Source organism: Persicobacter sp. CCB-QB2, from assembly GCF_001274635.1.
Lineage (GTDB): Bacteria > Bacteroidota > Bacteroidia > Cytophagales > Cyclobacteriaceae > Persicobacter > Persicobacter diffluens.
The window spans coordinates 2,755,610-2,769,989 of record NZ_LBGV01000001.1 but is presented as its reverse complement, the minus strand read 5'-3'; the positions used below and the strand labels follow the sequence as shown (position 1 = coordinate 2,769,989).

Annotated in this window: 12 protein-coding genes; 9 read left to right on the top strand and 3 right to left on the bottom strand. The window is 43.7% G+C overall.

What is annotated here, in order from left to right:
• Window positions 1-152: 152 nt before the first annotated feature.
• A complete protein-coding gene (locus NG22_RS12175; RefSeq protein WP_157601058.1) occupies window positions 153-1,652 on the top strand; it encodes an O-antigen ligase domain-containing protein in 1,500 nt (499 codons plus the stop codon).
• A gap of 443 nt (window positions 1,653-2,095) precedes the next feature.
• Here the strand turns inward: NG22_RS12175 and NG22_RS12170 are convergent, their stop codons facing one another.
• Window positions 2,096-3,307, bottom strand: coding sequence for an acyltransferase (locus NG22_RS12170; protein ID WP_053405976.1), 1,212 nt, complete (start codon window positions 3,305-3,307; stop codon window positions 2,096-2,098).
• Window positions 3,308-3,403: 96 nt separating this feature from the next.
• Here NG22_RS12170 and NG22_RS12165 point away from each other — a divergent pair, with 96 nt between their 5' ends.
• The 3 genes from NG22_RS12165 to NG22_RS12155 all read left to right on the top strand — a co-directional run bounded on the left by NG22_RS12165 (window position 3,404) and on the right by NG22_RS12155 (window position 7,496).
• The gene (locus NG22_RS12165; RefSeq protein WP_053405975.1) at window positions 3,404-6,745 is read left to right on the top strand and encodes an exodeoxyribonuclease V subunit beta; all 3,342 of its coding nucleotides are present in this window, start codon (window positions 3,404-3,406) and stop codon (window positions 6,743-6,745) included.
• A gap of 92 nt (window positions 6,746-6,837) precedes the next feature.
• A complete protein-coding gene (locus tag NG22_RS12160) occupies window positions 6,838-7,197 on the top strand; it encodes a type II toxin-antitoxin system RelE/ParE family toxin (protein WP_053405974.1) in 360 nt (119 codons plus the stop codon).
• A gap of 23 nt (window positions 7,198-7,220) precedes the next feature.
• Window positions 7,221-7,496, top strand: coding sequence for a helix-turn-helix domain-containing protein (locus tag NG22_RS12155; protein WP_253275689.1), 276 nt, complete (start codon window positions 7,221-7,223; stop codon window positions 7,494-7,496).
• Here NG22_RS12155 and NG22_RS12150 read toward each other — a convergent pair.
• Window positions 7,493-8,062: a 5-formyltetrahydrofolate cyclo-ligase gene (locus tag NG22_RS12150; RefSeq protein ID WP_053405972.1), complete on the bottom strand. Its 570-nt coding sequence runs from the start codon at window positions 8,060-8,062 to the stop codon at window positions 7,493-7,495. The genes NG22_RS12155 and NG22_RS12150 overlap by 4 nt on opposite strands.
• Window positions 8,063-8,223: 161 nt before the next feature.
• Here NG22_RS12150 and NG22_RS12145 point away from each other — a divergent pair, with 161 nt between their 5' ends.
• The 5 genes from NG22_RS12145 (at window position 8,224) to NG22_RS12125 (ending at window position 12,682) form a co-directional block, all read left to right on the top strand.
• A complete protein-coding gene (locus tag NG22_RS12145) occupies window positions 8,224-8,595 on the top strand; it encodes a BlaI/MecI/CopY family transcriptional regulator (protein WP_053405971.1) in 372 nt (123 codons plus the stop codon).
• A 16-nt stretch (window positions 8,596-8,611) separates the two neighbouring features.
• Window positions 8,612-10,072 (top strand): M56 family metallopeptidase, encoded by a 1,461-nt coding sequence (locus NG22_RS12140; protein ID WP_053405970.1) that lies wholly within the window; start codon window positions 8,612-8,614, stop codon window positions 10,070-10,072.
• Between the two features lie 43 nt (window positions 10,073-10,115).
• Window positions 10,116-11,570 carry a M56 family metallopeptidase gene (locus NG22_RS12135; RefSeq protein WP_053405969.1) on the top strand — a complete coding sequence of 485 codons (1,455 nt, stop codon included), beginning with the start codon at window positions 10,116-10,118 and terminating at the stop codon, window positions 11,568-11,570.
• A 76-nt stretch (window positions 11,571-11,646) separates the two neighbouring features.
• Complete coding sequence (locus tag NG22_RS12130; protein ID WP_053405968.1) at window positions 11,647-12,141, top strand: energy transducer TonB; 495 nt, start codon at window positions 11,647-11,649, stop codon at window positions 12,139-12,141.
• Between the two features lie 73 nt (window positions 12,142-12,214).
• Entirely contained in the window at window positions 12,215-12,682 is a 468-nt protein-coding gene (locus NG22_RS12125; protein ID WP_053405967.1) for an energy transducer TonB, read from the top strand.
• A 274-nt stretch (window positions 12,683-12,956) separates the two neighbouring features.
• Here the strand turns inward: NG22_RS12125 and rocD are convergent, their stop codons facing one another.
• Entirely contained in the window at window positions 12,957-14,207 is a 1,251-nt protein-coding gene (gene rocD / locus NG22_RS12120) for an ornithine--oxo-acid transaminase (protein ID WP_053405966.1), read from the bottom strand.
• Between the last annotated feature and the right edge of the window lie 173 nt (window positions 14,208-14,380).

Sequence of the window (14,380 nt, the reverse complement as noted above, 5' to 3'; positions counted from 1 at the left end):
AAAAGGCAGTCCGATCGGGCTGCCTTTTTTTGTTTTTTTGATTGAAAACCTACACGTAGATAGTTTTTCGTCATTTTCAATAAACAACTTCCTTCCTGAAATGCGGTAAAAAAGAAAAGCGTAATCTATTTTAGATCAAGCCTTTCACCGTTTTGGATATACACAGACTTCGACTTTTTCTGGGTGGCCCATGGATACGTCGCTGGGGTTGGTTATTGGCCCTTCCTTTTGCACTTTTGCTGGGCCTTGCCATTGGTACGGGGAATAAGCTACCGCTGATGCTATTCTTTTTGCCGCCCATTTTGATGTTCATGGCCTATTTTTATGCCAACCCCAAGGTGGGGATGTATTTCGTACTGGTCATCTCCTTTATGCAAGCCGGCCTCACTCGCTATTATCCCTTTGCCCCCTATGGCTTGGGGGTTGATGTCTTCCTCCTGCTACCCATTCTCTTTACTATTTTGGGCAAAGGCCGCGAGCTGGATGCTTCGGATCTCCATCAGGCCGTATTTTATGTGATTTTGATCTGGTTTGGCTATTGTGTGATTGAAATTGCCAATCCGCTTTCCCGCTCCGTAGTCGCCTGGTTTTATGCTATGCGTGGCCTGGCCCTATATCTGGTTTTGAATTTCATCTGTGGTGTTCTTATTTTTAATAAACCCAAGGATATGGACATGATGATCACCATTTGGACCATCTTTTCCATTATCGGAACCATTTGGGGAATTAAGCAATTGTTCATCGGGGTTTCTCCCACTGAGCAGCGATGGCTGGATGCCGGAGCGGCGAATACCCATGTTCTTTTTGGTAAATTAAGGGTATTTTCTTACTACTCAGATGCGGCACAATTTGGAGCCTCTCAAGCCATGGCGGGGATTGTTTTTGGAATCTTCTCCATTGCTGAATGGGAAAATAAAAGACGGCGTAACTACCTGATATTTTCCTCTCTGATGGCTTTTTACGGAATGCTGATTTCAGGTTCCCGTGGGCCCTTGGTGATTCCTGCTTTGGCGGGTTTCATGTATTTGTTGCTGAGTAAACGGGTGAAAATCCTGATTCTGGGATGTTCTATCGGATTCTTTATGTTTGCGGTATTAAAATGGACCACCATTGGCCAAACCAATTATCAGATTAACCGAATGCGAACGGCCATGAATCCATCCGAGGATCCCTCCTTTATGGTGCGGAAGAACAGGGAGAAGATCTTGGAAAACTATATGCACAATAAACCGATTGGTGCAGGAATTGGAATGGCGGGCTCTTGGGGGAAACGCTTTGCACCAGGCTCCTTTCTCGCCGAATTAGGCACGGACGGCCACTACACGAGGGTTTGGGCCGAGTGTGGTTTTATCGGCCTTTATGTTCACGTTTTTATGATTGTATTTATTGCAGTGAAAGGGTTTATGGTCGTCTGGAATTTGAAAGAGTCCAATACCCGTGTAAAGCTCATTGCGATGTATGGTGGCTACTGTGGAGTGGCGGTAGCGAGCTATACCAACGGACTGATCACACAGATTCCTACTGCTCCCCTGACTTATTTTGGCATTGCTTTTATTTTTCTAGGCCCGCGATGGGAGCGGGATGAGGAGAAAAGGCAGAAGGCGCTGGAAGAGGAGGAGAAGCTAAAGAAAAAGACTATTCCTATTGATTAAAAAAAAGCTCTGTGTCATTTGCGGTCAATACCCGTTATCCATCTTGTCTGCCAGCGAGCTAATTGAATATATTTGATTTGACTTACCGTAAAAGGCCAAATTTTCCACTTCAACCCGACGGCCTTGATCAATTGGCGAAAAGCCATGGGGACTGCTGCCGATGAGAAGTCATCACAGCGTTATTACCACACTGCTTCCTTCTAATTGCTAGATGGTCAAATAACGCCTTGATGAGTTCCGGTAGCAGGTTCGATGGCTCGCCAAAATTGATCACAGCCTTGATTTTTTGTTTCGTTTTTTATCAAGAAAAAATGAAAAATAGAAGGGGTGAATTTTCAATACAGTGCATTGAATGGCCATTCTCAATGACAGCATCTAAAGCCTTAAAAGACCAATCCATAGATTAAAAAAAGCCTGTCGCTCATTGTTACGACAGGCTTATTTTATGATTTAGGACTTAAACTCTTCACCGTCTCCGGCATAGGCTTTGGAGGAGTTTCTCCACTGGTACCGCTTTTAACCACCATGAATTTACTTTTGTATTTCAGTACTTTCGATTCAAAGAATTCATAGGACAGAGCAGTAATGAAAGTAGTGAAAATGACACTTCCGCCGTACAGGCTGATATTAAAAAAAGCATTGCTCATTTCGGGCACTTCAAAATAGATCAGCAATTTGATCAGTAAAATGATGCAAATGTTATGATACATATACACTCCATAAGATAAATTCCCGAGAAAGGTAAAAGCAGGTCCTTCCAGGCTATTGGAGGCATTCGGGTTGGTAGAAACATTCATAATGAATAAAATGAATACAATAGCTTCCACCACAGAGGCGCCAAAGAAATGCATGGGAATAAACAGCATGGCCACCAAAAGCACCATACTTCCATAATGGGTGATAGGATGATAGATCCATTGGAGAAATTGTGCTTTTCTTTCAAACAGGATCCAGGCGCCTATCCCTCCGACCGTCATCTGTTCTATTTGGAAAGTATGCATAATGCGGTAGCCGAAGTTCAGCGGGACATACCATCCGCTGGAAGGAAGTACGGCATCTTTCGCAAGGTACAGTACTAAATCAATTCCCATTTTAAAGGCGATAAAACCAAGCAGGAACTGAGGCAGTCTTTTCCGGAATAGCCATACCAATATGGGCCAGGCCAGATAAAATTGCTCTTCCACGCCTATGGACCAGGCCTGATTGGCACCCAGAACGGGTTCAAAAGCCTGGCGGGCGATATTGGGTAAAATGACCAGATAGAGGGACAATTTTCCCCAAAAATCTTGGTACAGATTAATCCCGAAGTCATCCAGATTCACCATGATGGGAAGTAAGAAAAAAGCAATAAAAGTAATTAAAAAGTAGAGTGGCCAGATGCGAAGTGCTCTCCGGACATAAAATTTGAAAAAGGCAATTTTTCCTGTTTTTTGGACTTCCGCCATTAAGAGATAGGTGATCAGGAAGCCACTAAGAACAAAAAACAAAGAAACGGCCTTGTGGCCAAGGGCATCTACGGTGGTATTTCCCCAGAAATTGGGCAAGCCAAGCCAGTATTTATGATGTTCGATATGATGGAAGATCACGGCACAGGCGGCGAAAAAGCGCACCCCATTTAATCCTTTAAAATAGATTTTCTTTTTTGATTGCTCCATACAGGGGCTTATTTTTGGTTAATGTTTCGGGTTTGTGTTTGAGCTAAACTGAACCTCTAAATTATTGTTACGGATTTTCGATATCTCATTTACTTCATGTCCATCTCTACCTTGTCAGAAAAAGCAGCAGAATTCAAAGTTTATAAGGCCGCCGCAGGTTCCGGAAAAACTTATACGCTTGCCAAAGAATTCATCGCTTTAGCCATTAGCGAGCGTTATCATTTTCGTCATATTTTGGCGGTAACCTTCACCAATAAGGCAACGCAGGAGATGAAAGACCGGATGTTGCTTTTTATGCATGAAATAGCGCAAGGCCGTCAGGAGGAAATGTGTAAGGATATTGCGCAAAATTATCTTGGCCTGTCGGAACAGGAGGTAAAGAGACGCTGCGCGGAAGAATTGAAGAATATATTGCATGCCTATTCTCAGTTTCGAGTGACAACCATTGACTCCTTTTTTCAGGAGGTAGTGCGTGCCTTTGCCAAAGATTTGGGACTGCACGGGGATGCCCGCATTGAGCTGGATCAGGCCTCAGTCATGGAAAATGTGGTGGAGCGCCTGATGAATAAGTTGGGGCGGGATGCCGAACTGACCAGCTGGATGGTGGCTTTTGCGGAGGAAAAACTGGAGCATAATGAGCGCTGGGATGTGCGGGACGGTCTTCAGCGGTTCGCCAGTCAGTTGCTTTCAGAGGAATTTAAGGTATTTGAAGAAGCCTTACGACAGCAGGTGAAGGAAGAAGATAAGATTAAATCTTTCCGGGATGTCCTGCAAAAGATAGTCGGCAACTTTGAAAACCGACTGGACAGTATAGGCAAAAAGGCCATGGGACTGATTGAACAGCATGGGCTAAGCCTGGAGGCTTTTCCCTATAAGGCGTCTTCCTTCGCTTCCTTTTTTGTGAAGATCCAGGAAGAACGGAAGGATTATAAAGCGGGTTCCCGGGTGTTGGCCGCGCAAGATGAGCCTTCCAAGTGGATGAAGAAAAAGAATGATCCCAATGAGGCGGCGATTACGGCCCTTTTTGAGCCCGTAAATGCGCTATTGAAAGAAGCTATTTCTATCGTACAGGAGGATTATGGCCGCTATTTCATTTGCAAGATGGTCCGTTCTCAGGTTTATTATATTGGCTTGTTTGCCAGAATTCTGGAGGAGTTGCAGGCTTATCGGGAAGAGCAGAATATGATGCTGATTTCCGATACCTCCGATTTTTTGAAAAAGATCATTTACAATGGAGCCGGAGAAGATCAGGATTTTGAGGATAGTCCGATTCCGCCCTATATCTATGAGCGGGTAGGGAGTAAATATGCCCATTTTCTGATTGATGAATTTCAGGATACTTCCGGCTTTCAGTGGAAAAATTTCCGCCCGTTGATCACCAATGCCCTGGCCGAAGGTCATACCTCTTTGGTGGTAGGAGATGTGAAGCAGTCCATTTATCGGTGGCGAAACGGGGACTGGCGCCTTTTACTGAATCAGATTTACAGTGATATCCAGAATCCTCGCCCAACAGATTGCCTGCTGGACACCAATTGGCGTTCTTATCAAAATATTATTGAGTTTAATAATGCCCTTTTTCAGGAGGCGCCTGTCTTGTTGGCCGATTTCTTACGCCAGGGGAAAGGGGATCTTTCTGCAGAAGGGATTGCCTTTGTGGAAGAAAAGGCAGATGATATTGAGAAGGCTTACGAAGGGGTAGCGCAACGGGTGAGTCCTGGAAAATTAGCACATGAGGTGAAGGGCTTTGTTGAAAGCCATTTTATCAAGCTGGAGAATAGTCGAAGTAGTACGGAGTTCAAGGAAAAGGCCCTTGAAAAATTACCTTCCTTGCTGGAACATTATTTCCAAAATGGTTATCGCCCGAAGGATATTTCCTTTTTGGTGCGCACTAAAAGCGAGGGACAGGAAGTGGCTGCCCGCCTACTGGCTTATGGTCAGGATAGCGGTCAGGAGGATTTGTTCCGGGTAGTTTCTTCAGAATCCCTGTACATTGGGGAGGCGAGTTCGGTACAATTGCTTTTGGCCAGTATGCGCTGGCTGGTGAAGCAGGAGGATCCTCAGGCCATTGTACAGCTGGTATTTGCTTACCAGCAGGTTTTTCAATCGGAGATTGATCAGCACGCTTGTTTTGTGGCGGGTGTTGAAGACCCGCTTTTCCCACAAGCGGTAAAAGAGGCATGCCATTCCTTTTTGAAATTGCCTTTATTCGAATTGGCAGAACAACTGATTGATTTGCTTGGAATTTGCAAATCGGAGGAGGGAATTGGAAATGTGGAGATCGCCTACGTGCAGGCTTTTTTGGATGCGGTGATGGAATTCAGTCAGGGGGAGTATGATGATCTGAATGCTTTTTTGGAATGGTGGGATAAGACCGGGGCAAGAAAGGCCATTCGTATTCCCGATAGTCTGGATGCCATGCAGATCATGACGATCCATAAATCAAAGGGATTGGAATTTCGAATTGTAGTGGTTCCTTTTTGTAATTGGGATATGGATCACTCGGCCACTAAAGCCCCTACGTTGTGGGCGAGTGCGGATCAGGCGCCATTGAATGCATTGGAGCGGGTTCCGGTGCGCTATACCAAGGATTTGGCGCAATCGCCATTCTGGGAAGATTATCTGGAGGAATGGGTGAAAATTCATTTTGATAACCTGAATATTCTCTATGTGGCCACCACTCGGGCAGAGGAAGGTTTATTGACGCTGAGCCCACAGTCCAAAGGGGAGAAAATTAGTAATGCCGCTGATTTATTGAAAATGTCCCTGCAAAGGTTTGGAGAGGAGGCACAATGGGAGTTAGGAGAAGAAGGAGATATTTACCGACGGGGAACCATTGGATCTGCTGAAATCAAGGATAAAAAAGGTAAGCAAGAGCGTATTCTAAAGAAGCTTTCTTTCTTTGACTGGCGAAATGACCGATTGAAGATCAGCCGACAGTCCGAGATTTTGAATCAGGATTTTTTAGAAACGGAAGAAAAGGTGAATTACGGGGTACTGGTGCATGATATTTTGTCCAGAATCCGGACCATAGACCAGGTGGAGAATGCCCTGAGTTTGGCCCGCATGGAAGGCGAAATAGATGCGGAGCAGGAAGGGCAGTTGAAAAAGCAGATTGACGTATTGATGAAAAATCCTTTGGTGGCCTCCTGGTTTGCGCCCGGCCCGATTATTAAAACTGAGGTTCCGGTTTTGCCGAAGGAAGGAAAAGCCGTTCGTTTGGATCGGGTCGTGCTTTCTGAAGACAGTGCGACCATTGTGGATTATAAAACGGGCCTGGAGAAATCGCAGGACATCCGGCAGGTACAATCCTATATGTACATGATGCGTGATATGGGCTATAAGCAAGTAAAGGGGTACCTGTTGTACCTGAATGATGGCCGAACGAAAGAGGTCTTTATTAAGAAAGCAAAGGAGGACGGGCAGATGAGTTTATTTTGATTATGGTTTAACCAACTTTTTATTGTCTTATATGTTGTTTGTTGAGAATTATTTAGTAAAAAAGCATTTTTCAAGTAACTTTAAAGTAACGTATGAGTCTTAAGAAAGTAAGGGAAGTAATTGCTTACCGGGATTATTTTCAGAAATTCCTACAAAAGCAGCCACGAAAGGTTCAGGACAAAATTTTTAAGGTTATTGAATTGATCGAGGTGTTGGAGCAAATTCCCACTCAATATCTTAAGCATTTAACAGGAACGCATGGTTTATACGAGGCCAGAATAAAATTGGGCTCTAATATTTGGAGGGTGTTCTGTTTTTTTGACGAAGGCCGGTTGGTTGTTCTATTAAATGGATTTCAGAAAAAGGATCAGAAAACTCCCAGAGGTGAAATAGAAAAGGCGCAGCGATTGATGTTTGAATACTTTGAAGATAAAAGGCAGGACAATAAATAAGAAAGAAAAATGGATACGAAGTCTTGGAAGAGATCAAAAATGAGGTTTATGGTTCCAAAGGAACTGATAGAAGGGATGAATTAGAGCGGGAATCCGAAGCCTTCAAAATAGGCGTGCTCTTAAGAAAGGCTCGGGAAGATAAAAACCTCACTCAGCAGCAAATGGCAGATCTGGTGCAAAAAAAGCGTACATATATCTCCAGAGTAGAGAACGATGCTGCCAATCTTACTTTGAAAACCCTTTTTGATTTGGTAGAGAAAGGATTAGGCGGAAAAGTTAAAATTGAAATTGAACTTTAATTTTTGAAGCTATATACCTGATCCGGCGTGATGACCGTATCCAGTGGTTCATCAAAAGGGTTCAAATCCTCAATCGTATCCACCGGTGGGAATAAGGACAACCCCACCTTTTGGATGTCCTTACGGCAGTTTTTAAAAAAACGATCATAGAAACCTTTGCCATAACCCACCCGATAGCCCTTTTGATCAAAAGCCAATAATGGCACAATCACCATATCTATTTCCTGATCCGGAATAGGCGTTCCATTCCCGGAAGGCTCCGGAATGCCCCATTCATTGGTATGGAGATCTGTTTTTTCCAATAAATAGCCCTGCATGCTGCAATCTTTAAAATCACTTTTGGGAACCACGACCTTAAGGTGTGCGGGCAATTGGTTGATAATTTGCCAGCTGTCAATCTCATGGTGATGGAGGATGGGCAAGAAACTATGCAGAAATTGCACTTTTGATAAATCGGCATAGGCAAAGAAGCCCTTGGTAATTGCTTCACAGGCTTTTTGGAAGTCTTCATTACTGAAAGATTTCCGTTGCGCTAAAAATTTTTTCCGAATTTCCTTTTTGTACATTATGGTGCTCGCTGTGTGTTTAGTGTTCTATATCCGCTTATTTTTTTAATTAATCAAATAGCTGTTCGCTTTTGTTGAGTCATTTTTTCTTTATTAACTAATGATTTAGTTTTGAAACTAAAAAAATAGTTATACATTTACGCCATAGCTATAGATTGAATATGAAAGACTTAACAAAAGCCGAAGAACAAATCATGCAGGTGCTCTGGAAAAAGGAGAAGGCCTTCATTAAAGATATCATCGAGGAATTACCGGAGCCCAAGCCGGCCTACAATACGGTGTCGACGATTGTACGGATTTTACAAAAGAAGGAAATCGTAGGACATGAGGCCTATGGCAGGTCGCACCGATATTTTCCATTGATGACCAAGGATGAGTATCGTAAGTATTCCCTGACCAATTTATTGAATGGATATTTTGGCGGCTCTTTGAAGGGCTTGGTGTCTTTCTTTGCCAAAGAGAAGGATTTGAATCTGGCTGAATATGAAGCCTTATTAAAAGAACTGGATCCGGAAAAGGATCAGGACCAATAACCTTATCAATGGAACTATGAATACGCTTCAATTCACACCCCATATCATCCTGATCGCTGCGGTTTTGCTGTATAAGATGGTATTACAGGGGCAAAAATCCGGTCAGAAGAACAGAATTTTCATTCTACTCACGATGCTTACGGCCTTGTTGCTTCCCTGGCTTCCGGCTTTGAACTTTTCATTTGGAGCAACACCTGCGGCAGGGGAAAGCACTACAATCCTGCTGTCTCCGGTAGAGATCAATGCCACTTTTGAAGGTACCGTTAGTCAACATGATTGGCTCAAGTGGATTTATTGGGGAGGTATTGTAGTATTGGTTATTCACTTTTTGCTTCGTTTTGTAATCTTAAGTTTTCATTTATTGAAATCTTCCTGGTCCATTGGCGATGGATTCATCTGGGTGAAAGGCGTGAAGCGACTACCGGTGTGTTCCTGGTTTCAGTTTTTGATCTGGCCGGAGGATTTAGCCCTGGAAAAAGAAGATCAGTCCCGGATTTTAGAACATGAGTTGGGACATATCCGACAGTGGCATTCGCTGGACCGGATGTTTATGGATTTTTGTTGCCTGATTTGGTGGTTTAATCCTGCCATTTGGCTATTGAAATCTGCTCTGGAAGAAGAGCATGAATATTTGGCAGATGCCTATAGTTTGAAGATGCATCCTGATTATAGAGCCTACGCACAGCTGTTAGCGCGCAACACCTTAGGACAGTTTGGCTTAAGCGTAGGACACTCGTTTTTTAATTCAAAAAGTTTAAAGAGAATTACCATGATGAAGTCTGATCAAAAATTATCGTTAAAACGTGTGGTGTTGGTAGCTGGGATGTTTGCTATGGTGGGCTTTTGGGCCTGCCAGAAAGAAGAAGTGAAGCCCTTACAAACCGCAGAGGTGGCTCTGGACGGAGAGGTCTTTACTGTCGCGGAGGACCGACCTGAGTTTGAGGGTGGCATGAAAGCCTTTTACCATTATATTGGAGAAAATATGAAATATCCCTTATCCGCAAGAAAGCTAGGACTTGGAGGCAAAGTTTTCGTTCAGTTTGTGATTGATAAGGAAGGTAATGTGGTGAATGCGGAGGTGATCAAGGGTATTGCGGATGACAATGTCGCTTTTGGAGCCCTGTCGAAATTAAAGCCCGAAGATATTGAGTCCATGAATGTACAGAAAAATGAAGATGGCTCTGCGACTATTACCGTGAAGATGAAAGACGGAACAGAACAGGTGGTTCAGAAAGAAAAAGATACTTACAGCAATATGGAGGAGGTATTGGTTGTGGGCTATAGCGGTACCAAGAGTGATGAGTATGAAATTTCACCAGATGCGATTACCTCTGAGCTGAAAAAAGCGGCCAAGGATTTGGATGAAGAGGCTTTACGTGTAATCGTCAACTCACCAGCGAAATGGAGCCCGGGTATGCAAAGAGGAAATAAGGTGAATGTTCGCATGATCCTGCCGATTACTTTTAAATTAAGCTAATCCTATATTCCCGGCTTCGGCCGGGGATGTTTCCCTCTTGCTTATGACTTCCACCATTTTCACTACCCACCTGAGTCTATTGGTGGCCACCACCTTATATTATTTTTTGTTAAGAGGCAGAAAGAGAGGGCAATTTAATCGGATATTTCTGGTCTTGTCCTGTCTGATGGCTTTGTTAATGCCCGGCTTGGCTTCGCTCCACTTTTCCCTTTTTGAGCCGGAAGTGGTGGTAGCTTCAAGTGCACTTTTATTGTCTCCGGTAGAAATAAATGCAACAGTGGAGACGGTAACCCGTGAAGTCGATAGCTTGATGTTGCTCTATTGGTTGTGTTTTGGTGTTTTAGTCTTTCGGTTTTTAGTTCAATTTGGAAAGTTTACTTCTCACTTATTAAGAAAGAAGTGGCAGGTAGAAGCCGATTATATTCGCGTTTACTCCCAAACCGATTTCCCTATTTGCTCTTGGTTTAATTTTCTATTCTGGCCTTCATCGACAGACTTGAAGGTGGAAGATCAGTCGCGGATCCTCGCGCATGAGCTGGGGCATATCCGCCAATGGTACTCTCTGGATCGTTTATTTTTCGATTTTTGTAGTTTGATCTGGTGGTTTAACCCGGCCATTTGGTTGATGAAATCTGCCTTGGAGGAAGAACATGAATATCTGGCAGATGCTTATAGCCTCAAGGAATACCCGGACAAGAAGGCTTATGCGCAGTTGTTAGCGAGCAATACTTTAGGGCAGTTTGGCTTTGGCGTGGGACACCCCTTTTTTAATTCCAAAAGTTTAAAGAGAATTAGAATGATAAAATCAGATCAAAAAATATCGATCAAACGTGGCTTGTTGGTTGTAGGGCTGTTTGTCATGGTAGGTTTTTGGGCCTGTCAGTATGAAGAAATGAATCCGCAATCCGAGCAGGGACTGGAGTTGGTGGAAGGCCAGCAAGTAGATATATTACCGGAGTTTGAGGGAGGATTAGCGGGTTTTCAACAGTATATCAAGGCTAATTTAAATTATCCAAAGGATATACAAGCTTATGGGGTTGAAGGTGAGGTACTCATACAATTTGAAGTGGATGAAACTGGAGCAGTAAGAAATGTGAAGCTACTTCAAGGGATTGGGGAGGGAAGTACGTTATTTTCCGCTTTTGATCAACTCCGGCCGAATGAGGTAATTAATATTAACAGGTCGGAAAAGGCCGGGAAAGAGGAGGGTTTTGTCATTAACATGCGCAATGGAGGAAATTATACCTTGAAAAGACCTGCAGAACAGGCCTCCAATTTGGATGAAGTGTTATTTCATCATCTTTCCGGGGATTCCTTTGATGGGCGGGAGAACAATAAATACGTTAGTTTACTCCGTTATTGTCGAAATTATATCAATCATGCAGCCGTGAAAGTGGTGAAGGATGCTCCAAATTGGAAACCTGCGATGAAAAATGGTGCGCCGGTAAGCGTGAAGATGGTGTTGCCGGTGCATTTTGCCATTGATGGCTTAAGTTAATATTTCTGCTGTTGGGAATTAGATTGTTTTTAGGATTAAAGCTATATATTTAAGAATTAATCCATGAGGTGAATGCATGTCAAACTTCCTTTACAATTTTGGTAATCAGCTTAGTCTTTTTCGACTGATCTTTATTTGTCTATTCCTTCTAAATCAGGGAAATGCTTATGCTTCAGGTGTGCTTTTCTCAATTCTTCAACAAAGAGATAGTGTGGAGGTGATGACGTTAGTAGACAGCCCGCCTGAATTCGAAGGAGGAATGTCTGCTTTCTATAAATACATTGGGAAAAATTTCAAACTGCCAGCAACATGTCGGGAGTCAGCGATTTCGGGAAAAGTTTTTGTGGAATTTATCGTCTCCGAAGAGGGAGAAGTGCTGTCGCCGAAAATTATTAAAGGATTAGAGTTGGCCTACCCGCTGAAGGATGGCACGCTTCATCCAGCAGTAAAGGCTTATCATGAAGAGATGCTAAGGGTGTTTAGCCATTCACCACGGTGGAGGCCCGGCACTCATGAGGGAGTGGTCCGAAATGTACGTATGCAGCTTGCGGTGGTGGTGTGTTTGGGCTAAGTACAGTTAATTAACCTTTAGCATTCTCCCTATTCCGAGCAAATTTTTTATTTTAACACTTACCTCTTTTATTATGAAAGTCACTGCTCCATTATTATTTGATTGCCTCCTTGCGCTGTTATTGGGGTGTTTTGCCTCCTCTTGTAATTGGAATCAAATAGAGGCTGCTAATGCTGAGGTTGAAAAGGTGATGTCGATAGTAGACAGCCCGCCTGAATTTGAAGGAGGACTGCCTGCCTTTTATAAATACATTGGGAAAAATTTCAAACTGCCTGCTACCTGTCAGGAGTCAGCTATTTGGGGAAAAGTTTGGGTGGAATTTGTGGTCTCCAAAGAAGGGAAATTAGTGTCTCCGAAAATTATTAAAGGATTGGGAGACCAACTGGAGGATGGTACGCTTCATCCTGCGGCTAAGGCTTATCATGAAGAGATGCTAAGGGTGTTTAGTAATTCACCACGATGGGTGCCCGGCACTCACGAGGGAGTGGCCCGAAATGTACGCATAGTGCTCCTAGCCCGAATTATTCACCGCCAGATTTAGTGGCTTGCCTTAACTAGATTTCTGTCAATTTATTGCATTTGAGTCGACTGATTTTTTTATAACCCAAATTTGGGCAAGCTTGCTTTCTCCTCATTCATCTGCTTCGTTGGAAAAACTCGAAATAGAAAACTATTCCTTCATTTTTCCCGCCTTGCAGCTAAACGAGGATTGAAGCATGCATAATTCGGGCCAATAGCCTTTCGCTGGGGCTAAAAAAATCCCGAAAGCATGACCTTCGGGATTAAGTTGTATCTTTTATCGTACAAAATAGGGATTACTCCTCTACCATTGCCGATTCAAATTCTAGTACCACACGCTCGATAATGTCACAGCATTCGTTCATTTGCTCCTCGGTAATAATTAATGGAGGAGTGAAACGAATGATATTACCATGGGTAGGCTTGGCGATTAAGCCATTTTCTTTCAGGGCCACACAGATGTCCCAGGCGGTTGAGCTGTCTTCGGTATCATTGACCACCAAAGCGTTCATCAGTCCGCGACCACGCACTAAGGTGGCCAGCTTTGATTTCTCCACAAGCTTTTGCATGCGGCCACGGAATACCTCACCCATGGCGTTGGAGTTCTCTACCAGCTTCTCATCTTTAATGACTTGCAAGGCCTCTACGGTGACTACAGCGGCCAATGGATTTCCACCATAGGTAGAACCGTGTTCACCCGGGTGAATTACGTCCATGATGTCATCATTACAAAGCACCAAAGATACCGGAATGGTACCGCCGGAAATGGCTTTTCCAAGAATCAACATGTCCGGATGAACGCCTTCATGGTCTGAGGCCAGCATAGCGCCGGTACGTGCCACACCGGTCTGGATTTCATCCATCATCAAAATCACATTGTGCTTTTTACAAAGCTCCTGTGCTTTTTTCAAATAGCCATCCTGTGGTAAGTATACGCCCGCTTCCCCCTGAATAGGTTCAATCCACAGCCCGGCTACATTAGGGTTGGCCAAAGCCTCATCCAAAGCAGCCAAATCATCATAGGCGATCACCTGAAAGCCCGGCATGAATGGGCCAAAATTTTTAGTGGCCTGCTCATCCGTAGAAGCAGAAATAATGGTAGTGGTACGGCCATGGAAGTTACGCTCCACCGCCACGATTACCGCTTCATTATTCGGGATATTCTTCTTCAGGTACCCCCACTTTCTTACAATTTTGATCGCAGATTCATTGGCCTCTGCGCCGGAGTTCATAAATAAGGCTTTGTCGTATCCGAAATACTCGCATACATATTTTTCTGCCTGTCCAAGTTTGTCATTATAGAATGCGCGCGAAGTCAGGGTCAGTTTTTTGGTTTGCTCAATCATCGCATAGATGATTCTTGGGTGACAATGCCCCTGATTCACTGCACTGTAGGCCGAAAGGAAATCGTAATAGCGTTCTCCTTCACAGTCATAAACGAAAACACCTTCGCCTCGCTCCAATACTACCGGTAGCGGATGGTAGTTGTGACATCCATACTCGTTTTCAAGCGCCATGGCTTGTTGACTGCTCACTTTTTGCATCATGATTTTTTTTGGGTTTATATTTTATGATTAAAAATATCGCCTGTTCCGGTATTGGAAAAGGCCTCCCTTTCGTCTGGAATCGGAGAAAGAGTATCCGAAAAATCGATTTAATATACAAAGAAGCCTCCGAAGGAAAAAACTGCCCATTCCCTCGGAGGCTTCAATTGACCTGT